The organism is Runella salmonicolor (assembly GCF_024158025.1).
Taxonomy (GTDB): Bacteria; Bacteroidota; Bacteroidia; order Cytophagales; family Spirosomataceae; genus Runella; species Runella salmonicolor.
This window is the reverse complement of sequence record NZ_JAMZEL010000001.1, coordinates 701928-722555: the sequence shown is the minus strand read 5'-3', so window position 1 is coordinate 722555 and position 20628 is coordinate 701928. Positions and strand designations below refer to the sequence as shown.

The 20628-nt window shown below is 45.2% G+C and carries 22 protein-coding genes; 2 read left to right on the top strand and 20 right to left on the bottom strand.

Annotated elements, in window-relative coordinates:
* Position 1: 1 nt before the first annotated feature.
* The 5 genes from NCI00_RS03040 to kdpB all read right to left on the bottom strand — a co-directional run bounded on the left by NCI00_RS03040 (position 2) and on the right by kdpB (position 6759).
* On the bottom strand, positions 2-1699 hold the full coding sequence (locus NCI00_RS03040) for a HAMP domain-containing sensor histidine kinase (protein WP_253524901.1): 1698 nt from the start codon (positions 1697-1699) through the stop codon (positions 2-4).
* Positions 1700-1745: 46 nt separating this feature from the next.
* Positions 1746-2873, bottom strand: a complete 1128-nt coding sequence (locus NCI00_RS03035; RefSeq protein ID WP_253524898.1) for a sensor protein KdpD — start codon at positions 2871-2873, stop codon at positions 1746-1748.
* A gap of 4 nt (positions 2874-2877) precedes the next feature.
* Positions 2878-3954: a porin gene (locus tag NCI00_RS03030; protein WP_253524895.1), complete on the bottom strand. Its 1077-nt coding sequence runs from the start codon at positions 3952-3954 to the stop codon at positions 2878-2880.
* Positions 3955-4030: 76 nt separating this feature from the next.
* Complete coding sequence (locus NCI00_RS03025; protein WP_253524892.1) at positions 4031-4591, bottom strand: K(+)-transporting ATPase subunit C; 561 nt, start codon at positions 4589-4591, stop codon at positions 4031-4033.
* A 113-nt stretch (positions 4592-4704) separates the two neighbouring features.
* Positions 4705-6759 carry a potassium-transporting ATPase subunit KdpB gene (gene kdpB, locus NCI00_RS03020; RefSeq protein ID WP_253524890.1) on the bottom strand — a complete coding sequence of 685 codons (2055 nt, stop codon included), beginning with the start codon at positions 6757-6759 and terminating at the stop codon, positions 4705-4707.
* Between the two features lie 35 nt (positions 6760-6794).
* Here kdpB and NCI00_RS03015 point away from each other — a divergent pair, with 35 nt between their 5' ends.
* Together NCI00_RS03015 and NCI00_RS03010 are read left to right on the top strand one after the other, a co-directional pair.
* A complete protein-coding gene (locus NCI00_RS03015) occupies positions 6795-7094 on the top strand; it encodes a hypothetical protein (protein ID WP_253524887.1) in 300 nt (99 codons plus the stop codon).
* Positions 7094-7450, top strand: a complete 357-nt coding sequence (locus NCI00_RS03010) for a toxin-antitoxin system TumE family protein (protein WP_253524884.1) — start codon at positions 7094-7096, stop codon at positions 7448-7450. The genes NCI00_RS03015 and NCI00_RS03010 overlap by 1 nt, the downstream gene beginning before the upstream one ends.
* Here NCI00_RS03010 and kdpA read toward each other — a convergent pair.
* The 15 genes from kdpA to NCI00_RS02935 form a co-directional block, all read right to left on the bottom strand.
* Positions 7437-9131 (bottom strand): potassium-transporting ATPase subunit KdpA, encoded by a 1695-nt coding sequence (gene kdpA, locus NCI00_RS03005; RefSeq protein WP_253524881.1) that lies wholly within the window; start codon positions 9129-9131, stop codon positions 7437-7439. The genes NCI00_RS03010 and kdpA overlap by 14 nt on opposite strands.
* A gap of 16 nt (positions 9132-9147) precedes the next feature.
* Positions 9148-9228, bottom strand: coding sequence for a K(+)-transporting ATPase subunit F (kdpF, locus tag NCI00_RS03000; protein ID WP_114070236.1), 81 nt, complete (start codon positions 9226-9228; stop codon positions 9148-9150).
* A gap of 281 nt (positions 9229-9509) precedes the next feature.
* Positions 9510-10841, bottom strand: a complete 1332-nt coding sequence (locus tag NCI00_RS02995) for a sigma-54-dependent transcriptional regulator (protein WP_253524879.1) — start codon at positions 10839-10841, stop codon at positions 9510-9512.
* 85 nt (positions 10842-10926) lie between these two features.
* Positions 10927-11802 carry a UTP--glucose-1-phosphate uridylyltransferase GalU gene (gene galU / locus NCI00_RS02990; protein WP_114066913.1) on the bottom strand — a complete coding sequence of 292 codons (876 nt, stop codon included), beginning with the start codon at positions 11800-11802 and terminating at the stop codon, positions 10927-10929.
* A 21-nt stretch (positions 11803-11823) separates the two neighbouring features.
* Positions 11824-12228, bottom strand: coding sequence for a putative toxin-antitoxin system toxin component, PIN family (locus NCI00_RS02985; RefSeq protein ID WP_253524877.1), 405 nt, complete (start codon positions 12226-12228; stop codon positions 11824-11826).
* Positions 12225-12452 (bottom strand): DUF8507 family protein, encoded by a 228-nt coding sequence (locus NCI00_RS02980; protein ID WP_253524875.1) that lies wholly within the window; start codon positions 12450-12452, stop codon positions 12225-12227. The genes NCI00_RS02985 and NCI00_RS02980 overlap by 4 nt, the downstream gene beginning before the upstream one ends.
* 42 nt (positions 12453-12494) lie before the next feature.
* The gene (locus tag NCI00_RS02975; RefSeq protein ID WP_253524871.1) at positions 12495-13991 is read right to left on the bottom strand and encodes a M28 family peptidase; all 1497 of its coding nucleotides are present in this window, start codon (positions 13989-13991) and stop codon (positions 12495-12497) included.
* Between the two features lie 12 nt (positions 13992-14003).
* Positions 14004-14939, bottom strand: a complete 936-nt coding sequence (locus NCI00_RS02970) for a homoserine kinase (protein WP_253524869.1) — start codon at positions 14937-14939, stop codon at positions 14004-14006.
* Positions 14940-15320: a HEPN domain-containing protein gene (locus NCI00_RS02965; protein WP_253524867.1), complete on the bottom strand. Its 381-nt coding sequence runs from the start codon at positions 15318-15320 to the stop codon at positions 14940-14942.
* A complete protein-coding gene (locus NCI00_RS02960; protein WP_253524865.1) occupies positions 15317-15655 on the bottom strand; it encodes a nucleotidyltransferase family protein in 339 nt (112 codons plus the stop codon). Before NCI00_RS02960 ends, NCI00_RS02965 begins: the two co-directional genes overlap by 4 nt.
* Positions 15656-15796: 141 nt before the next feature.
* Positions 15797-16996, bottom strand: a complete 1200-nt coding sequence (locus tag NCI00_RS02955) for a hypothetical protein (protein ID WP_253524863.1) — start codon at positions 16994-16996, stop codon at positions 15797-15799.
* A 159-nt stretch (positions 16997-17155) separates the two neighbouring features.
* A complete protein-coding gene (locus NCI00_RS02950; protein ID WP_253524861.1) occupies positions 17156-18604 on the bottom strand; it encodes a hypothetical protein in 1449 nt (482 codons plus the stop codon).
* A gap of 20 nt (positions 18605-18624) precedes the next feature.
* Positions 18625-19437, bottom strand: coding sequence for a hypothetical protein (locus NCI00_RS02945; protein WP_253524859.1), 813 nt, complete (start codon positions 19435-19437; stop codon positions 18625-18627).
* 30 nt (positions 19438-19467) lie between these two features.
* Positions 19468-20028, bottom strand: a complete 561-nt coding sequence (locus tag NCI00_RS02940; protein ID WP_253524857.1) for a hypothetical protein — start codon at positions 20026-20028, stop codon at positions 19468-19470.
* Positions 20029-20102: 74 nt separating this feature from the next.
* Entirely contained in the window at positions 20103-20621 is a 519-nt protein-coding gene (locus tag NCI00_RS02935) for an RNA polymerase sigma factor (protein ID WP_253524855.1), read from the bottom strand.
* Positions 20622-20628 lie beyond the last annotated feature (7 nt).

Below are 20628 nucleotides of genomic sequence, written 5' to 3'. Positions count from 1 at the left end.
TTTAAGCCAACGGCAGTTGAAACCAAAAACGACTGCCGTTGCCCAATTCACTTTCAACGCCGATTTGTCCCTTTTGTGCTTCAATAAACTCTTTGGAAATGGCCAAACCAAGCCCCGTTCCTGATTTAGACTGGCCGTTGCTGGGAACCTGAAAATAGCGGTCGAAGATGCGCTCTTGGTATTTTGACTCAATTCCTTTTCCAAAATCTTGTACCGAAAAAAGCACGTGTTTTTGGTCATGGCCGACCTGAGCCTCTACCGTGATGGTTGATTTTTCGGGGCTATACCGAATGGCGTTGGAAAGAAAATTCATCAAAACCCACATCGTTTTGTCTAAATCTGCCTGAATAGCGGGTAAATCAGCAGGAAGTTGACAATGCAATTCTATCTGTTTTTGCTCTGCCGAAAATAGCAACGCCTCAGTTGCGGCCTTGACAACTTCCTGAGGATGGATGCTTCTGAAATTGAGTTGAATATTGCCCGTTTCTACCTGCGACAGGTCAAGGAGCTCACCCGTAATGTTGAGGAGCCGTTGACTGTCGTCTTGGATTTGATTAAGTAAGTGTTTTTGTTCTTTGTTCAATGGCCCAATGCGCTCATTTTCAAGAAGTTTTAGGCTCATTTTAATGCCCGAAATCGGCGTTTTCAATTCGTGCGAAATCGTGGCGATAAAATTGGTTTTGGCTTGGTCAAGTTCGTGAAAGGGCGTAATGTTCTTAAGGATAATCACTTTGCCGATGCGTTGTTCGCCATTTTTTACTTCTAAAACCTCTTTGGTAAAATAGCCTTCTCGCTCGTTTGTCACTATTTTGAGGGGCTTGAGCGGGGTGCCGTCGTTTAATAATGTTCGTAATAAATCATTTTTGAGGGCCACATCGGGGGCGTATTTGCCCGCCAGTTGAGACGCATCTAGGCCGAGCATTTCGGCTCCAGTTGAGTTGACAAAAAGCAAATAGTCGCTTTCATCCAAGCCCACAATGGCGTCGTTCATTTGGTTGATGATGGTCTCGGTGCGGCGTTTTTCGAAAAGCACCCTGGCCAGACTGCTGTGTTCGTATTCGTCCAGTTTTTCGGCCATTAGGTTAAAAGCGCGCGCCATTTCTCCGAGTTCGTCCTTGCGCTCCACACCCAGCCGCGACTCGTAGTTTTTACGGCTGATTTCCTGCAAGCCTTCGGTCAATTGTTGGATGGGCTCGGCGATGGTGTTAGGAAAGTTGATGATAAACGAAAACGCCACCAACGCGCATACCGTGGCAATAAGCACCATGTAAGAATAGACCTCATCGGCCGTTTTTTTTACCTGTGCATTTTTGCGCACAATGGCTTGCATATTGACATCGGTAAGTTTGGTTAACTGTTGCGCAATGAGGCGAATACGGCTACTGTCGGGACTTTTGCGGAGAGCATTGAAGTGACTTCGAAGCTGCTGGGTGGCTTCGGCCTCGCCTATTTCGGTGATGTTTTGTTCTTGATGAAGAAGGCTTTTTTCAAAAAGGGCAACGTCTTCGTTTTTCCAGGCGTTTTCGTCAATTACGTTGCGCATGTTGCGTACGTATTCGAGCGAGATGTAATTGTCTTTCAATATCTCCTGCGCTTCAGAGGAGAGTTTTTTGAGGTACCAAGCCCCTAGGCTGCCGAGCAACACAATGACGGCAAACAAAAAGGTAAGCGCAAGTCGAAGTTTGGTTTTTAGTTTCATAACCCCACCCTAGCCCTCCATTGTAAGGGAGCTTTTTTTTAGTTCATTAACTTATCACTACTAAATCAATGTCAGTATCGGAAACTTTGTTCAATAGCTTGAAAAATAGCGAGTTGCCAGTAATATTTTTCCAAAAATTGCGATGGGGTTTGCCAATGCAGACGGTTGTAATGTTATGTTTTTGAGCGGTGTCAAAAATGGTTTGGGCCACTTCATTGCTTTTGACCCGAATCACTTCAGCCCCAATTTCGGTCGCTAATTTAAAATTATTGATAAGATGGCGTTGGGCGGCAAGACCGATTTTGTCGGCCTCTTCTGCCGGGGTCTGAACGTACAATACGTACCATTTTCCTTGGTAATAACTCGCTAAACGCGCGGTTTTACGCAGTATTTTTTTTGCTATTTCGTGGTTAGAACTGATGCAGGCCAAAAATCGTTCGGAGCGTAAGTTCGCATTTTTGGGTACTTCCAATTCCACCTTTCGTTCCACCTGAGAGGCTACTTCTTTCAGGGCCAATTCGCGTAGTTGCAGAATTTTGTCGGCTTTAAAAAAATGATTGAGTGCGGTCTCGATTTTAGTGGGGTCATAAATTTTGCCTTCTTTGAGGCGGGCGATAAGCTCATCGGCGGTGAGGTCAATGTTGACCACTTCGTCGGCTTGCTGCAAGATACTATCGGGGACCGTTTCTTTAACTTCAATTCCTGTGATTCTAAAAACGTCATTATTAAGGCTTTCGAGATGCTGAATATTGACGGCCGAAATAACGTTAATTCCTGCATTCAGAATGTCTAATACATCCTGCCAACGCTTTTCGTTTTTAGAGCCGTGGATGTTGGTATGGGCGAGTTCATCCACAATCACTACTTCAGGATGAAGGTTAAGAATAGTCTGCAAATCCATTTCCTCCATTTCTTTCCCTTTATAAAATACGCTACGATGGGGGATGAGCGGCAAACCGTCGAGCAAGGCGTGCGTATCCGCGCGGCGGTGGGTTTCAATAAAACCGATTTTTATATCTACGCCGTTGCGTAAAAGGGTATGGGCTTCTTGCAGCATTCGGTACGTTTTACCCACGCCTGCACTCATGCCGATATAAACCTTCAACTTACCCCGTCGCGATTTTTTGATGAGGTCAAGGAAATATTGGGCGTTTTGTTTGGTAGAATTGGGCATGATTTTAGAATGACACGGCCAATGAGGTGGTGACAATAAAATCGGTGGCGGTTTTTCGGCCTGCTTTTTCAAATAAATCATCTTTACTCCCCAAACTACGGGCTTCAATCCTGCACAATGCATTCGAAATAGGGGTATAGTCTAGGTTGAATGAATAGCCATTTACGCGAAAACCGTTTGGTGAGTTAGTGGTGATGACCAACCCTTTGGGGTCGCTATAATTTTCAACACGCCCCGCAACGCCTACTTTTGAGCTGAGTTGGTATTTTAAAATAGCCGCCCAGCTTGTCCAAGCGTCGTAAGTAGCGGCACTGGGGCGTTGTTGGTCTATCCCGTAGTCAAAATCGGCAATTAACTCCCATTTTTTGTTTAATTGAACTATGGCATAGAGGTTATGAAAAAAACGATTTCGGTTGGTGTTGTCGGGGCGACTTCCCAAGAAAGTGCTGGAATTGAGCGTAACCTTAGCGTTTGGCTTAAACGTAATTTGAGTGCCTACGGCCAAACGGGTGTTTTCATCCGTCCGTCGAATTTGTTGCCAACCATTGAGCACCAATCCCGATAAAAACCATTTTCCGTCGTCGGTGGTATAGCCAATTTTGGCCCCCGTCTCATAGTAAGGCGTATTGTCGGCCATGAGGCTGCGGGTGAGCGTGCGGCAATCTTTTGAGATGGCGCTTTCAAAACCGATGTGTGAAGAAAACACGCCTGCGTCGAGCCAGAGATTTTTGGTTTTTGCGAGTTTAAGACCCGCATTGGCTTCAAAAATATGGCGCAACGTAGCAGGTTCGGCGGCCAAATTAGCGTTGGTGTACGTGCCAGCCATCAGGGCAATATTTCCGCGAATTCGTTCGTCAACGTAAGCGGCTTTGATAAAACCCAAATTGAGGTTGAATTCATTGTGCCGATTGTGACTGTATACAAACGACGGTCGGTCGTTGTTGAGGGGCTGATTAAAATCATAGCTATAATAGGCTTCTACGTAGCCAGATAGGACAAGCTTGGCCGTAGAATCAATGGTTTGGGCAAATAAGGGTGTGCACAGCACGTAGGCAAGTGCAACAGTTACAAACTTTTTCATGGTAATTTCTGATTTTTGGCAACCACATAGAGAAAATAACCTATAAATCCCCTATGTGACCTATACGTCTATGTGGTTACAAGTTATCCAAAGCCAAATTCAATGCCAAAATATTTACTTTTGAAGGTCCAAACAAGCCCAAAAGAGGGCCTTGGGTGTGTGTTTTAACCAGTGCTCTGACTTTATTTTCTGAAAGGTTTCTGATTTTTGCAATTCGAGCAACCTGTACCTCGGCCCCTTGGGGTGATAGGTCGGGGTCAAGTCCGCTACCCGAAGCCGTCACGAGTTCGGCGGGAATAGCTGATTTGGGGATGGTTGGATTATGCACCAAAAACGTGTCAATCCGAGCTTGTACCTGTACCAAATAATCAGGATTGGAAGGGCCTTTGTTGGACCCTCCCGAACCAGCAGCATTGTATTCCACCGCCGACGGGCGCGACCAAAAGTACTTATCTTCCGTGAATTTTTGGCCTACCTTGGCAAAACCTACGACTTTGCCATTGACCGAAACAGTTTCGCCATGACCGTTTTCGGGCGCAAATTGGGCAAATCCCCATACAAGTAAGGGATAAATAACCACCAACAGTACAAACAGAGTAGCGGTCATTAATAAGGCGGGTACGATGTGTGTTTTCATTTGAATACTTTTGAATTAGATTATACTTGAAAGATGAATGGCATTGGGTTTTAAGAAACCCAAGTGTTGGTTATGAGTAACCAACAACACTAACTACCAACAGCACTAACCGATTACAGCCAAGTTCCTAATAACATTTCAATGAGTTTGATGCCGATAAACGGCACTATCAACCCGCCGAGGCCATAAATCAGCAAATTGCGGCGTAACAGCGCGCTTGCTCCGATGGGCTTATACGCCACGCCTTTCAAGGCCAACGGAATCAACAATGGAATGATGATGGCGTTGAAAATCACCGCCGACAAAATGGCACTTTCTGGACTGGCCAAATGCATGATATTGAGCGCCTGTAAGGCTGGAATAGATGTCATAAACAATGCGGGCACAATCGCAAAGTACTTGGCTACGTCGTTGGCAATGGAGAAGGTCGTGAGCGTGCCGCGTGTCATCAGCAGTTGTTTTCCGATTTCGACAATTTCGATGAGCTTGGTGGGGTCGTTGTCTAAATCGACCATGTTGCCCGCTTCTTTGGCCGCTTGGGTTCCGCTGTTCATGGCCACGCCCACGTCGGCTTGGGCCAGCGCTGGGGCGTCGTTGGTGCCGTCGCCCATCATGGCTACGAGTTTGCCGTTGGCCTGCTCGGCTTTGATGTAGTTCATTTTATCTTCGGGCTTGGCTTCGGCAATAAAATCATCCACACCCGCTACGGTGGCGATGTATTTAGCTGTTAGTGGGTTATCGCCCGTGACCATGACCGTTTTGACGCCCATTTTGCGTAGACGTTCAAAACGTTCCTTAATGCCAGGTTTGATGACATCCTGCAATTCGATGACCCCTAACACTTTTTCGTTTTCAGAAACTACTAACGGAGTACCGCCATTCGTGGCAATTTCGCGCACTTTGTCGGCAGTATCGTTCGGAAATACGTTTCCTGCTCTTTCAACCATGACTCGAATCGAATCTTGCGCGCCTTTGCGGATGCGGATATTATGTGGCAAATTAATTCCCGAAGAGCGAGTTTCAGCGGTGAATGTAATCATCTCGGCATTTTGGGGCATCGTGGGCAGTTTCCCCCCTTTTTGTTGCCCTAACTCAATAATGGATTTCCCCTCGGGGGTTTCGTCGGCCAAAGAAGAAAACAGGGCAGATGTTGTAAAGCGTTCTTCACTGATACCCGCCGTGGGCCAGAAGTTTGTTGCTTTGCGGTTCCCGATGGTGATGGTTCCTGTTTTGTCCAATAGGAGTGTATCAATATCGCCTGCGGTTTCTACCGCTTTCCCCGATTTGGTAATCACGTTGGCCTGCAGGGCGCGGTCCATCCCAGCAATCCCGATAGCCGAAAGCAAACCTCCGATGGTCGTCGGAATCAAACAGACAAAGAGTGCAATAAAAGCTGAAATGGGAATGTAGTTGTGGGAATAATCAGCAAAGGGTTTGAGCGTGACGCAGACGATGACGAAGATGAGCGTAAAACCTGCCAATAAGATAGTTAACGCGATTTCGTTAGGTGTTTTCTGACGAGATGCACCTTCCACCAAAGCAATCATTTTGTCCAGAAAACTCTCTCCTGGTTGCGTTGTTACTTTTACTTTGATGTGGTCAGAAAGCACTTTGGTGCCACCCGTCACCGACGATTTGTCGCCGCCCGCTTCACGAATCACAGGCGCGGATTCTCCCGTAATGGCCGACTCGTCGATGGTGGCCAATCCTTCGATGATTTCGCCGTCGGTTGGAATAATATCGCCTGCTTCGCACACAAACACATCGCCTTTTTCAAGTTGGGAAGAAGGAATGATTTGAAGTTCGTTCACTTTCAGGCGGCCGAGGGTTCGGATGACCTTGGCTGGGGTTTCTTCGCGGGTTTTTCGGAGGCTGTTGGCTTGGGCTTTGCCGCGTGCTTCGGCCAGTGCTTCGGCAAAATTTGCAAAAAGTAAGGTGAGCAAAAGAACCGAGAATATAATAACGTTATAGACTAAACTTCCTTGGGTAGCAGCACCGCCAACGGCAATTTGCAGGCACACCAAAAGCATCACAAGTGTTCCGATTTCGACCGCAAACATGACGGGATTTCGGAACATGATAGTGGGATTGAGTTTGACAAATGACTCTATCAGAGCGGTTTTTACCATACCTCCCTGAAAGAGAGAGGGAGATTGAGAACGTTTCATATTTTTTGTAATTTTGAAGAAAAAATTTGTAAGCTATGTCTATTCAACAAACCGAAGCATTGGCTGCCGCAATTCATGAATTAGGGTATGATTCAGTAGATGCATTTGCTTTGGAAAAAGCCAAAGAGGCTTTGCGTAACGAAATAGGTATTTATCAGCAGGAAGTAACTGAGTTTGAAAATAAGTATGAGATGAATTTTCAGTCATTTCTGGAAAAGTTTGATTCAATTATCAAGTTTGGTTTATTTGAGAAAGAAGATGATGAAATAGAATGGAAAGCTTGTTTAAAAGCGATTGAATTGGTAGAAAGCAAACTGAAAACGTTAGAAGACTGATGCCTTTACCTGATTTAGCAGCTTTTGATGCGATTATCACAAAATCCATTTTAATCAAAGAACTTATCACCCCGCGCATTCATATTTTAAGATATAAGGTTGAATTGGTTACCGATAGCATTTTATATGTTAAAGAGGTAACTGTTTTTGAAGAAAATAAAATTGACTACGCTTATCAGTGGCAAAGATCTGATGCTTCTCTGATTCTCCGCTGGGATAATGCCCATGATTATCCACATCTTTCAACTTCTCCTTTTCATAAACACGTCGGTTCCGAAACCAATGTGCTGCCCTCCGAGCCAATGACCATTGAAAAGGTCTTGACCTATATTGCTTCCCAACTCAGCGAAGGCTAAAAAACTCCGCCAACGGCCCCAGCGCCAACGCAGGGAAAAACGACAGCGCGGCGATGATGAAAATTACGGCAAAAACCATAAAACCAAACGTAGCGGTGTCAGTTTTGAGCGTTCCCGCAGATTCAGGGATGTACTTCTTATTTGCCAAAATTCCCGCGATGGCAATTGGCCCAATGATGGGAATATAACGGCTCATAATCAGCACAATACCACAGGTAATGTTCCAAAAAGGAGTGTTGTCGCCCAATCCTTCAAAGCCCGAGCCATTGTTGGCCGAAGAAGAAGTGTATTCATACAGCATTTCCGAAAATCCATGAAAGTCAGGATTGTTAAGCCAGCCTACGCTTGGGTCTTGGGTAAATACATAACTTGAAAGCGCCGTAAACGCCAGAATCAAAAAGGTGTGCAGCAACGCGATAATGGTGGCAATTTTCATCTCCTTGGCTTCAATTTTTTTACCCAAAAATTCGGGCGTACGTCCTACCATCAATCCCGAAATGAAGACCGCAATGATGATAAAAATGTAGAAGTTCAGAAAGCCGACGCCCACACCTCCGTAAAGCGCATTAATCATCATATCAATGAGTTGCATGGCCCCCGAAAGCGGCGTCATGCTGTCGTGCATTGCATTGACTGAGCCGTTGGAAGTAGTGGTAGTGGTGATGCCCCAAAAAGCAGAAGCCGCTGCGCCAAACCGTATTTCCTTGCCTTCCATACTGCCCAATGATTGGTTGATATTCATTTTTGTGATGGCAGGATTGCCTTGCATTTCAAAATAAACGGAGACGCTCAGCAGGAGGAAAAAGCCCAGGGTCATTACGCCAAAAATCATCCACGCGAGTTTTTTTCGATTAAGATAAAAGCCGAGCGCAAACACAAAGGCAATGGGAATGAGGATGATAAGAATGTTTTCGATGAGGTTGGTCAAGTAATTCGGATTCTCCAGCGGGTGTGCTGAATTGACCCCGAAATACCCACCGCCGTTGGTTCCAGCCTGTTTGATGGCAATCATGGCTGCCGCTGGTCCGCGTGATACCTGTACCGAATCACCCTGCACCGTAACGATATTCGCTTTTCCCTCCCAGTTCATGGGTGTTCCGTTGAATACCAAAATAACGGCCGACACTAACGCGATAGGCAACAAAATACGGGTGCATGATTTAAGGAAATAACTATAAAAATTGCCCAATTGATTGGTTTGGTGCTCTTTCATTGCCTTAAATACAATCGCCGCTGCGGCCATACCCGTTCCTGCCGTCACAAATTGCATAAACATTAATCCTGCCAACTGCGAAAAATATGTGACTCCCGTTTCACCCGAATAGTGTTGCAGATTACAATTGACCAAAAAAGAAACGGCGGTATTAAACGCTAAATCAGCACTCATCGAGGGATTACGGTCTGGATTGAACGGGAGCCATCCTTGATTCATGAGCACAAACATCATCCAGAAAAACCATACAAAATTAATGGTTAAAAGAGCAGCCAAATTTTCCTGCCACGTCATTTCCTTTTTGGGATTGATGCGGCACACTTTGTAAATAAAGTTTTCGAGCGGCGACATAAAGTCCAGCCACGTAGGTTGGCCTAAATAAACCTTGGCGATGTAGCTCCCCAAAGGCAGCGCCAATAAAACCGTAAGGACAAAAATTAAACTGATACCGAGAATTTCCTGTAACATGATTTTAATGAAGTTTCTAGAATTTTTCAGGTTTAAGTAAGACGTACACCAAGTAGCCAAACACAGCCAAAGCAAGGATGAAGAGAGCGGTGAACATAGCGTTAGATTTTTTCAAAGAATCGAATAGAACCGTAGAACAGGGCAAAGCACCCAATGCCCGCGAAAAGAAGAATGATAAGCATACTCATAATGAAAATGTGTTTTAATGAGACACACTTAGGTATGCCAAAGCCGTGCCTGCCGAAATGGATGGTAGTTAAGGTGTTAAAAAAGAGGTGTTTAGGGTATTTTTTTTATAAATTGAACAATAAAAAACCCTTCCATTTTGGAAGGGTTGGTTTTCATTTTGATAGGGTAGCGCCGCAAAATTTTGCAGCGCTACAATTCATATTCTTCAATCTTCCGATACAGTGTCGTGAGACCGATGCCGAGGAGGCGGGCGGTTTCGGTTTTGTTGTGTTGGGTATGGTGCAACATCCAGTCAATGTGCTGTTTTTCAATTTCGGCCAATGTCGCAACACCCGGTGTGAAATTGGCGGTGCCAAACTGCATTTCAAAGGGAAGTTCCCGCTGGGTTAATTCATCATTGTCGGCCAGAATAACGGCGCGCTCGATGACATTTTTTAATTCACGGATATTGCCTTTCCAAGCACACTGCTTTAGTTTTTCTAAAAATGACGCAGATAATTTTGGCGCTGGGCGGTTCATTTTAGCCGCATAGATTTGGACAAAATGCGCGGCCAATAACGGAATATCTTCGGGGCGTTGATGCAGGGAAGGAAGTTTTATCTCAAAAACCGACAAACGGTAGTACAAATCGAGGCGAAAGTGTTGGTTTTCAGCTTCTTTTTGTAAGTCGCGGTTGGTGGCGGCCACAAACCGAACGCTGACTTGGGTTGGCTTGGTGTCGCCTACTTTGTAGAACGCATTCGTTTCCAGAACACGCAGGAGCTTGGCTTGCAAGTCTGGGCTCATTTCACCGATTTCATCCAGAAACAACGTGCCGCCGTGGGCTTCTTCCATCAAGCCTTTTTTGTCTTTTATCGCGCCCGTAAAAGCTCCAGCGCGGTGGCCGAAGAGTTCGCTTTCCAGAATTTCGCGGCTGAATGCACTGCAATTGAGCGCCACAAAAGGTTTATCGCGTCGTGGACTTTGTTGATGGATGGCTTGGGCAAATACTTCTTTGCCCGTACCAGTTTCGCCCAACAGCAATACCGTAGTATCCGTTACGGCTACTTTTTGGGCCAATTCTATGGCCTCCTGAATGGGTTTTGAGGTTCCGATGATACTTCCGAACCCAAATTTTTGACTTACTTTTTCCTCTAGTCGATGGACTTTCTGACGAAGCTCGGCTTTCTCGGTCGCCCGCGCCACCAGCGGCACAATGCGATCGTTGTCGTCGCCTTTGGTAAGGTAGTCAAACGCGCCATTTTTGACGGCCTGTACCCCGTCGGCTATGGTGCCGTAGGCCGTCAGCAGGATAACTTCAACAAGCGGAAATTGCGTTTTGAGGCGTTGGGTAAGTTCAACACCGTGGGCATCAGGTAGTTTTACGTCGCATACAACCACCTGAATGTCTTGTTTTTCCAGAATCTTAAAAGCTGAATGGGCATTGTCGGCTTCGCTCACGTGATAGCCTTCTAGCTCCAGAATGCGTTTGAGCAGTCCCCGGAGTTTAATTTCATCGTCGATGAGCAGAAGGTTGGGCATGGGAGTTTGTTAATAGTTAACCGTTATCGGTAGTTGGTTAATCCTTTGGACCACGGATAACAGTTAACTGAGAACGGCTAACATTTTATTTACCCTCGTATTCTGCCAACGTTGCTCTCAAAAATTTGAGGAACGGAGCCGAAAATTCCTTGCGTTTAAGGGCAAATTTTACCGTTGTTTTCAAGAAATCAAGTTTGTTTCCAATGTCGTGGCGCTCGCCTTCAATGCGGTGAGCGTAGATGCTTTCGCGGCGCAGCAAGATTTGGAAGGCATCGGTGAGTTGGATTTCTCCGCCTTTACCTTTGCCCGTTTGTTCAATCGCCGTAAAGATTTCGGGCGAAAGTATATACCGTCCGGCAATGGCTAGGGTAGAAGGAGCGGCCTCAATGGAAGGCTTTTCGATGAGGGCATCCAACTGCATGATGGTATCGCTCAGTGCCGTTCCGCCTACGATTCCGTAGCGGTTTACTTTCTCGCGTGGCACGGTTTCGACCGCAATCACGGTGCTTTGGTATTGCTCGTAGGTATCAATCAATTGCTGCGTAACGGGGATGACCGAATCCATGATGGTATCGCCCAAGAGTACTGCAAAGGGTTCATTGCCAACGTGTTGTTTGGCATAATAGATGGCATCGCCGAGGCCGTTGGTTTCGCGTTGACGAACGTAGTGGATATTGGCCATGTCGGACAACCGGCGCATTTCGTTCCAAAGCAGTTCGTCCTGTTTTTCTTCCAATTTGGCTTCCAGTTCTACATTACGGTCAAAGTGGTCTTCGATGGCGCGCTTACCGCGCCCCGTAATGATGAGAATGTCTTCAATGCCCGAATCGACCGCTTCTTGCACCACGTACTGAATGGTGGGCGTGTCGATGATGGGGAGCATTTCTTTGGGTTGAGACTTGGTTGCAGGTAAGAATCGGGTTCCTAAACCAGCGGCAGGTATAACGGCTTTACGAATCATGTGGGAGTAAGAGCACTAAGGCTAATTGATTATTTTTTGAAATTCTTTTGGTTTAACGACTTTAAGTTTTGGAAAAGAAATCCCTTTGAAGATATTAAAATGACGGTCGTAAGTAACTAAACAAAAGGCATTTGTAGAAATCGCTAAGTCAGAAAACTTATTATCATCGGGGTCGAGACTAATCAGATTCCAGCGAAAGGCAGGTTCGGTAAGAATTACATTAGGGGCAGCCATCAAGATATTTAGAACCAAATCTGCGGTTTCGGATGAATAAAATTCAGTTAGTTTTTCGTGATACTCATTTAAAATTTCTGTACTCACTACCCATTCAAAAACTTCTGCTTTAAAGGCATCATAAATAAATCGTTCAAAGTTTCCTTTTTTTATGGTTGTACGCAAGACATTCGTATCAATAACAACTCTCATTTTTTAGGAGTACGTTGATGTTGGTTACGAAGTTTGTCATAGTCTTTTTCCGTAATATTCTTTTGCTTAACAACTTTCTCAATTTCGTTATCCAATTCATCAGATAAAAACTGAACAAGCGCTCTTCTTATTTTCAGTGTTTGCTCTTCTGACATAGGGCGTGCAAACATCCTGAGTAGACTGAGTTGAACTTCGTTAAGCGGCAATTGATCAACTGCTTTCATAAATGAATGAGTTTTTTAACAAAATTAGCAAAAAACAATCACTTATTTCCCATAAAGTGCCTTGGCGGCGGGCTCATATTTATCTCCCGCAATCCAGTAAGGGCGAACGGATTTGTTGGCAATGAGTCGGGCTGAATAAGCAAACGATTGGCAGAATTTTAACAGATAATCAAAATCAACCGAGTCGGGATTGTCGGTGGCTTGGTGATAATACTTGGCAATCTCACCGTCAAAACTTTTGAATCCTGGGGCAAAATCTGGGGCAGGAATGCCCTTGGCGGCTAAATTTACGTTATCTGAGCGGTCAAAAAGGCCCTGTTCGGGAGCGGGGTCGCCAAAAACGCCTAATCCAAACGCTTTACAACCCGCCTCGATTTCTGTTTTGCAGTTGGTGCGGTCGAGGCCGATGACCGAAACCAGCGTTTTGTCGCTGTAGCCCGCCCCGTCGCTGTTGAGGTTAAACACGCACTGATTTAGCGGTACTAGCGGGTGCTCTGCATAATATTTGCTTCCCAATAAGCCCACTTCTTCGGCGGTGTAGCCAATCAATAAAATAGAACGTTTGGCGGGCTGGATAGATAAAGTCTTGGCGGCGGTCAGCATGGCTACCGTTCCGAAAGCATTGTCGCGGGCACCGTTGAAGATACTGTCGGCTGGGGTGTAGGTATTGCCACCTTTTTTACCCATGCCTACGTGGTCAAAGTGTGCCGATACCACAATATATTCGTTTTTGAGCACGGGGTCAGTTCCTTCAATCACTCCTACCACATTATAGGAATTGATATTTTGTTGGTCACGGCCTGTGGTTTGAAACTTGGCTGAGGTGGCACCGCTTTTGAATAAATCCACGTATTTTTTTTGCTGGCCATTGACCCAAACGTGCGTTATTCCGTTGCTTCCGCCATTGTCCAAACTCAGTTTTTCGTTGCCAAAATACCGAGAGGCGAAATTCCAAGGGATTTGAGCGGTAAACAGTTCAATGAGCAAGACGGCGCCTTTTTCGGTGGCAAGTTTGCGTTTATCGTTGGCGGCGGCAAAGATTTCTTGTGGCGTTTTTGATTCGGGCGTGCCTACCTGCGCCACCACGATTTTGCCTTTCACATCTTTTGTATAATCAGCGGCTTGCCCATAGCCCACAAAAACCACATCGGCGCTGAAGTTGGCGGCGCCTCCTCCCAAAATGACAAATTCTTTGCCCGAGTGTAAAGTATCACTGTTGGCAATTAAAAGTCCTTCTTTTGCACTTTTTTGAATAAGAAACGGAACGGGTTGCAAATACGTCGTTTGGCCGGGAGCGGGCTTGATGCCCAAGTACCGAAACTGCTCCGCGAGGTACCGCGCGGCGACCAAGTTGCCCTGCTCCCCCGTGCGCCGCCCCTGCAACTCGTCGGAGGCTAAAAAGCGCATGTTCATTTCTACTTCGGCGCGTGAATACTTGGTTTCGGGCAGTTTTTTGAGCGATTGAGCAGAAACAGAAAACGAAAGGAAAGAGGTGGCTAATGAAACTGCAATGAACGATTTTATAGATGCTTTCAGCATGACAAATAGAGTTTACGCTGTTTCCAGCACTTTGGGGCCTTGTTGGTTGATTTGAGACACGTAACTTTTGGTGGTAATGCCCACGCTCCCGAAGGCTTCGCTCATGGTTTTAGCAACGCGCTCGGCGGTGTCGCGGCCACGGCTGAGGGCAAACATAGACGGGCCAGCACCAGAAATACTGCACCCCAACGCGCCGCTGTCGAGGGCGGCTTGTTTTACGTGGTCAAACTCAGGAATAAGAATGGAGCGTACTGGCTCGATGATGACATCCACCATCGAACGGCTGACCAAGTCGTAATCTTCCTGCATCAGCCCCGCAATTAGCCCCGCTACGTTGCCCATTTGAGAAATCGTATTTTTGAGTGAAACCTCGTTACGCAATATGTAACGCGCATCTTTGGTATTGACTTCTACGTCAGGATGAACCAGTGTACAAAATAACTCATCGGGAACTTTGACCTTAAACACATCAAGCGGGGAATAACTGCGAATGACCACGAAGCCGCCCAACAGTGCAGGCCCTACGTTGTCGGCGTGGGCCGCCCCGCAGGCGATTCGCTCGCCTTCCATCGCAAACGGCAATAACTCCCGCTGCGTCAGCGGACGCCCCAACAGCTCATTGATGGCAAAAATACCCACCACCGAGCTGGCTGAGCTAGAACCCATCCCGCTGCCCAAAGGCATGTTTTTGTGAAGTGTTACTTCCACCCCTTGGGTAGAACCGATGTGTTCCAGAAATTTAAGCATCACCACCGACACGGCGTTGCGCTCGGGTTCGCGCGGCAGGCGACCTTCATCGCCGATGATGTCTTTGATAATTACGCCAGGCTCGTCGCGTTTGCGGAGTTCTACGATGTCGCCGGGTTCGTCCAGTGCAAATCCAAAAATATCAAACCCGCAGGCTACGTTGGCAACGGTGGCCGGGGCAAAAGCTTTTATATAATTCATTTAGAGGTGGGAGTTTTGACTCAGGAATTGGTAAGTTATATTAAAAAAGTTTTTGGCATTTTCTACGGATTCATTGGCTTCTTCAGAGATAATGTCGTCATAATCATAGTCGCTAAATCGTCTCTTTTCATAAGATTTTTGTAGCCAGACATTAGAATCCAATGGGAAAATCCCCGTTTTAATGTATTTCAATCGGAATTGATTATGAGCTCCTTCGTGAGATTTAGTATGAATGTTTTCTATCCAAAGTAAAACCTGAATACAATGAAAAATAGAGTAATACGCGCGATTTACGCTGGCTTCATAACGCCCTTGCTCCAAAAAATCAGTTGCATCCTGCAAACAGTCTTCCGCTTTTTGAAAAATGATCAGAGAATTCATAATTCTATACCGTCTTCTCTTACATTCTCATATAACGGTAGTTTCAATGAAGAAAACCGAGTTTTGACTACTGGAATGGTTGAAATCCATTTATCATATTTTAATCCTAAATCACTGTTAATCACCGACATGTTGCTTATTTCGGTAAGAGGATGGATTTTTTCATCATTCAGAACTACCAAAACATCTACATCCGACTCCTCACGCTGTTCCCCGCGGGCATAGGAGCCAAAGAGAATCACTTGGTGTAAACGTTCACCATATAATTCCAACAGCCCCTTTTTAAGGTCTGACAGCAACGATTTGAGTTCGGAAGGGATAGCGCGGTGACTCATACCAATGTCTTTTTGACAAAAGTACATAAAAACGCCAAAAAACGCAGGGATGCTTTCGTGTGTGGTTCAGCGTTGAATAACAAAGTTAAATTTTGAAGAAAACCTTCTCGAAAGGAGTCGTTTTTTCGTGGCTGTTGAGGTTTAGAGGGCAAAGCCGAGTTTGAAACTACTATAAGGTTCAAAAATAGGTTGATGCTTGGTAGTAGAACGTTCTTTGTAGAGTAATCCAAGCTGAAAATCAAAAAAACCTTTTTCAAATATCCTTCTTTGCATTCCCCAAGTCGCGTAGGCAGCTCTGGTATTGTTCCAACGTGTTTCTCGTTTTACTTGAAAAATAGGATTATAATCCATGTCACTAAACGATAGCTGTTGGCTGCCCATAATAGCGAAGTAGTTCCCCGAAAGGTTGTTGGCCGATTTTCCCTCTCTTATTCGCTTCTTTAGGTTGTAGTAGTACCTAGGCTGTATTAAAAGGGTACTGCCAGCCACCAAAAATTGCGAGCCAAATGATTGGAGCGCTTTTCTGCTCAAATATGCTAAAAATAGATTTAATTCAGTGTTGATGGACCACGCTGATTTTACAATCTTTCTTTCATACGAAACGGGCAAAGAGAAGTTAAATTGGCGATTGGTAAAGGTGAGAGGCGAGACAATATTGATTTTAAAAAGGTGGTTTTCTTCTTTAAAACACTTCCAAACATTGCAATCACTGGCATTGAGAGATGCTGTTTTTTTTGCAGAAGTAAATCCCAAACCAAATTTTACATCTGAAAATATAAACCATTCGTTCTTGGGGGCAGGAACATTGATGTTTGATTGATTGTGTAGGGCCAAATCGTAAGTAGTGCGCCCAATATTGAGAGAGAAATCGGCAAATCCTCGCCTGAAAAATCTCTTTTGGGTACCTAATTTTAGTGCAAAAATTTGGGAGTTCTTATACCACTGATTGGATTGATTTCCGATGAATGGTACTTCGAGTAATTTGCTCACAAACTTAATAGAGGGTATTTCAAAAGCTTGTCCGTACTTAAAACCTACATACGAACCTGTTAGGTTATTAGCTTGTAAACCTTGTTTTAAGCGTTTTTTCATATCATAAAACCAGCGAATTTCGGCACTTGCAAAATGAGATGCCCATTGGAAATCACTAATGTAGCCACCGCTTAAGCCTATATCAATAGAGAACGAAGACCCAATTTTATGTTCATAACCAAAAGCATAGGATAACGAACTAGGTAAGCTTTCTGAGATTTCATTACTTGGGCCTCTTAATTGTAAACTAGGTATAGGACTGGCTGATAAATACCCCTTCAACATCCACTTCGTCGGCTCTTTGGTCATAAAGACATAATCATACTGGTCAATAAATCGCTGTTTTTCAAGCGTTCCAGTCTCCTGCGTATGCGTAATGCGGACGGAGTCGGTTTGGGCGAGTGTTGAGCTGAGAAGGTAGAAAGTAGAATAAAGGAAAAGGAATAGTTTTTTCATGGCTAGGGAGGTTTAGAGGGCAAAGCCGAGTTTGAAGTCAAAAATGAAGTTGCTTGGGCCTAATGAATAGGGATGACGGTCTAACATCATTTTTGAAATATTTAGGTCAAGGAATCCGTTTTTAAATAATTTCCTTTGATAGCCAATTAATAATCCCGTATTTATAAACATTGGAGTAAAGTCGAAATTGTGTTTATATCGGTCGTTTTTTGTAAACCCGTATGACCCCAAAAAAACATTGTTCAAGCCCGCATAAACACCTGATAAATTATTGCCTGATTTACCCAAACGAACCTGACGATTCATCAAAAAATACCAGCGTGGCTGAATGTATAACCGTGCGCCTAGACTTAGGCTTTGGCTGTTACTGGGGAAATAAGTTTCTGTGACTGGGTCATATTGTTGAGCGTTTTTTTGAACTGAGTTTAAGGTATATAAGTTCAGATAGGTATTGATTGAAAAGGCAGATTTGGCAATTTTTTGTTCGTAACCAATACTTCCATTAAGTGCCTGCATAGAGGTGCTGAGGCTTATCCGAGGCCAACTGATTTTCCATAGGTTGTTCTCGTTTTCAAAGCATTGAAATACATCACAAGCGGGGATTTTAGCCGTTTTTTTGAAGTCGGCCAAAGCTACACCTACTTTGAAATTGGTCGTGATAAGCCAATTGTGTTGAGGAGTTGAAGTAATACTTTCTTGAATATTGTTCCAGTCTATTGGTTGTTTGATTGAATTGTCGCCGTCTAAGAAAGTAAGTTTCCGGTGGATTTGCTGATTCGTGTTGCGGTTTAATGCGATTGAAAAATCAATGAGACCGTATCTGAAAAAGCGTCGCTGGATTCCATAATTCAAGCTGAGTTGAGAATGGTAATAACTGCCGAAATAGTCGGTATTCCATTTTCCATTTGTACCAGAAAGCCCCGTAGAGACATATTTTTCATTTTGCCATAATCTTTCATACCTGAGCGATAGATAATTTCCCGAAAAATTGTTACTGCTTTTTCCCTTTCGAATACGCTTTGCCATGTCATAGTACCACCTCAGTTCGGCCGATGTAGCCCAACGTTTGTCACCATTTGATGGGTAAAAATTCGAATAATCAATAAGGCCAGCTTCTGTAAGAGGAACCTTAGAAACACGTGCTACGTCTATTTCTATTGAAAATGAAGGGCTTAACTTTCGCTCTACGCCCAATCTAAAATCAACAGTTCTTTTTATATACCCTCTTTGAAAAATGTTGAAACCGATGAGATTGTTAATATTCCCATACCCCTTCAGCATCCACTTCGTCGGCTCTTTGGTCATAAAAACATAGTCATACCGGTCAATAAATCGCTGTTTTTCAAGCGTTCCCGTTTCCTGCGTATGCGTAATACGGACGGAGTCGGTTTGGGCGAAGGCGGTAGAGAATCCTCCTGTCGCGGGAATGACAAAAAATAGAAAACGAATTAGTTTTTTCATGGTTGTTAGCTGGTAATGGGTTAATGCTTGGCCACGGTGGTGCCGTTGCGGAGTTCAGTGTTTTTGGTTTCTACGTTCAGTTTCACCTGCGACTTATCGGTCTGAATATCAAGGCTTCCGTACTGCGCCCTCACGCGGCATTCGCCTTTGATTTGTTGGAGCAGCAGGTCGGTGCGCTCCGCCACTACGCTGAGCGTACCGTTTAGGTTGTCGGCTTTCAAAGCGCCGAATTGCGTGCGAGCGGTGATGTTTCCGCGCAGGTCGGTTAGTTCTACCGTGCAAAATTCTGTTTGCAGCTGCATCACCGTTTGGAGTCCTTTGACGGTTGTTTTGCCGAAACTGTTTTGAATTTCGACCGCACAATTTACCGGAACAAACAGCGTAAAGCGTGCTTTGAGGTTGGATTGAGGCTTTGCCCCGTTTTTGGTCAATACCACAAAATTGTGCAGGCTCAGCGTTCTGCCCGATTTGTCGGCGGTGTAATGCAGGGTTTCGAGGTCTTTTTCGGCCGTGTGCCGGTCGGGATGTTTGGCCGTCAGTTCAACGACGGCTTTGATTTCATTGTGGTTCCAGGGCGTTATTTCAATGTCGCTGCGCTCGCCCCACACCCTAACTTTGGGGTATCGGTCGGCCGCAAATGTTTTCTCGACTGTTTTGGTCACTACCTGCAGGGTTTGCGCAGAAGCATCTAAACCGCAAATTGTAAAATGCAAAATGAGTAATGTAAAAATGAACAGGAGCCTTCGGGTGCAATGATAATGGCCCGATGGCTTCCATTCATTTTGAAAGGGTGGGGGGAATCTCCACAAATTGAAAATGATTCGTTTTTTCATGGCTGCTTTTGTTGTGGCTGGCTGTAGTGGTTATATTCTTTCATTAAGTTTTCTAAGAATATCGGCGCGTTCTTGCTCTATTTCAGAGAGTTGAGCCGACAAAGTCGCATCGGTATTGTATGAGCCGAGCGCGTCTTTGAGTTGGTTGCTTGCCGCTGTGAGATTGTCAAGTTCTTGTTTGAGATGTTTAAATTCGGGTTTTTCACAAACCGTTACCCTGTCTTCGCAAAGTGCCTGTAATTGAGCGTATTGTTGGTCAATGGTTTCGTCTGGTGCGACCATTGTTTTGGGATTTATTTTTTCCTGTGAATACGAAATAGCTGCCTTTTCGGCGTTTTGTTGCATGGCTACATACCCACCAATTCCTACCGCCAACACCACGGCGGCGGCGGCCGCATATTGCCACCACGTTCTTGGTGAGTTTGGCAGTTGTGCGGCAATCTCAACCCAAGCCTGAACGGGCGGCTCGTAGGTTGGTAACTTGCCCAGGGCTTCCTGCAAAGGCGCTTCATTGAGAGCCTGCTCAATATTTTCCCAGACCGATTCGGGCGGGGAATACTGCGGAAGTGTATCTTTCAATGAATTTTCCATCCTGTGTTTTGTTTGTTTATTGGTTCGGATTTGAGAATCCGAAAGCACTCTTCGGGCAGAGGCAATCCCTGCCCCTACGGTGCACTCTTCAACATTTCTCTCAGTCGTTTTTTTGCGTAAAACAATTGCGACTTAGAGGTTCCCTCCGACACGCCCAGCATTTCGGCTACTTCGCGGTGCGTATAGCCTTCGATTTCGGTCAATACAAATACGGTTCGTGTGCCTTCGGGCAAGCTCAAAATGGCTTTTTCCAAATGCGCAGCCTCAATAGAGTCGTTTCCCCAGTCGACGGTTGTGGTGTCGGTCGGGATGGCATCCATCAAAATATATTGTCGTTTTATTTGGGCATTGTGATACGCCTTTCGAACCAAAATCGACTTAATCCAAGCGCCTAGCGTAGCCTCGCCGCGATATTGGGCTAAGTTGCGAAACACCGACAAAAACGTGTCCTGCAAGGCACTGTTGGCTTCGTCAAAATCGCCCGTAATGCGGTAAGCCAACGTGTACATGGCCGATTTATAACGGTCGTACAAAAGATGTTGGGCGGCCCGGTCGTTGGAAAGACAGCGTTGAATCAGTTCTTTTTCGGTCATGAATTTG

Excerpts from the sequence above, each read along its gene's own strand:
- NCI00_RS03040 (WP_253524901.1), bottom strand. The coding sequence starts at position 1,699 with ATGAAACTAAAAACCAAACTTCGACTTGCGCTTACCTTTTTGTTTGCC.
- NCI00_RS03035 (WP_253524898.1), bottom strand. The coding sequence starts at position 2,873 with ATGCCCAATTCTACCAAACAAAACGCCCAATATTTCCTTGACCTCATC.
- NCI00_RS03030 (WP_253524895.1), bottom strand. The coding sequence starts at position 3,954 with ATGAAAAAGTTTGTAACTGTTGCACTTGCCTACGTGCTGTGCACACCC.
- NCI00_RS03025 (WP_253524892.1), bottom strand. The coding sequence starts at position 4,591 with ATGAAAACACACATCGTACCCGCCTTATTAATGACCGCTACTCTGTTT.
- kdpB (WP_253524890.1), bottom strand. The coding sequence starts at position 6,759 with ATGAAACGTTCTCAATCTCCCTCTCTCTTTCAGGGAGGTATGGTAAAA.
- NCI00_RS03015 (WP_253524887.1), top strand. The coding sequence starts at position 6,795 with ATGTCTATTCAACAAACCGAAGCATTGGCTGCCGCAATTCATGAATTA.
- NCI00_RS03010 (WP_253524884.1), top strand. The coding sequence starts at position 7,094 with ATGCCTTTACCTGATTTAGCAGCTTTTGATGCGATTATCACAAAATCC.
- kdpA (WP_253524881.1), bottom strand. The coding sequence starts at position 9,131 with ATGTTACAGGAAATTCTCGGTATCAGTTTAATTTTTGTCCTTACGGTT.
- kdpF (WP_114070236.1), bottom strand. The coding sequence starts at position 9,228 with ATGTTCACCGCTCTCTTCATCCTTGCTTTGGCTGTGTTTGGCTACTTG.
- NCI00_RS02995 (WP_253524879.1), bottom strand. The coding sequence starts at position 10,841 with ATGCCCAACCTTCTGCTCATCGACGATGAAATTAAACTCCGGGGACTG.
- galU (WP_114066913.1), bottom strand. The coding sequence starts at position 11,802 with ATGATTCGTAAAGCCGTTATACCTGCCGCTGGTTTAGGAACCCGATTC.
- NCI00_RS02985 (WP_253524877.1), bottom strand. The coding sequence starts at position 12,228 with ATGAGAGTTGTTATTGATACGAATGTCTTGCGTACAACCATAAAAAAA.
- NCI00_RS02980 (WP_253524875.1), bottom strand. The coding sequence starts at position 12,452 with ATGAAAGCAGTTGATCAATTGCCGCTTAACGAAGTTCAACTCAGTCTA.
- NCI00_RS02975 (WP_253524871.1), bottom strand. The coding sequence starts at position 13,991 with ATGCTGAAAGCATCTATAAAATCGTTCATTGCAGTTTCATTAGCCACC.
- NCI00_RS02970 (WP_253524869.1), bottom strand. The coding sequence starts at position 14,939 with ATGAATTATATAAAAGCTTTTGCCCCGGCCACCGTTGCCAACGTAGCC.
- NCI00_RS02965 (WP_253524867.1), bottom strand. The coding sequence starts at position 15,320 with ATGAATTCTCTGATCATTTTTCAAAAAGCGGAAGACTGTTTGCAGGAT.
- NCI00_RS02960 (WP_253524865.1), bottom strand. The coding sequence starts at position 15,655 with ATGAGTCACCGCGCTATCCCTTCCGAACTCAAATCGTTGCTGTCAGAC.
- NCI00_RS02955 (WP_253524863.1), bottom strand. The coding sequence starts at position 16,996 with ATGACCAAAGAGCCGACGAAGTGGATGTTGAAGGGGTATTTATCAGCC.
- NCI00_RS02950 (WP_253524861.1), bottom strand. The coding sequence starts at position 18,604 with ATGAAAAAACTAATTCGTTTTCTATTTTTTGTCATTCCCGCGACAGGA.
- NCI00_RS02945 (WP_253524859.1), bottom strand. The coding sequence starts at position 19,437 with ATGAAAAAACGAATCATTTTCAATTTGTGGAGATTCCCCCCACCCTTT.
- NCI00_RS02940 (WP_253524857.1), bottom strand. The coding sequence starts at position 20,028 with ATGGAAAATTCATTGAAAGATACACTTCCGCAGTATTCCCCGCCCGAA.
- NCI00_RS02935 (WP_253524855.1), bottom strand. The coding sequence starts at position 20,621 with ATGACCGAAAAAGAACTGATTCAACGCTGTCTTTCCAACGACCGGGCC.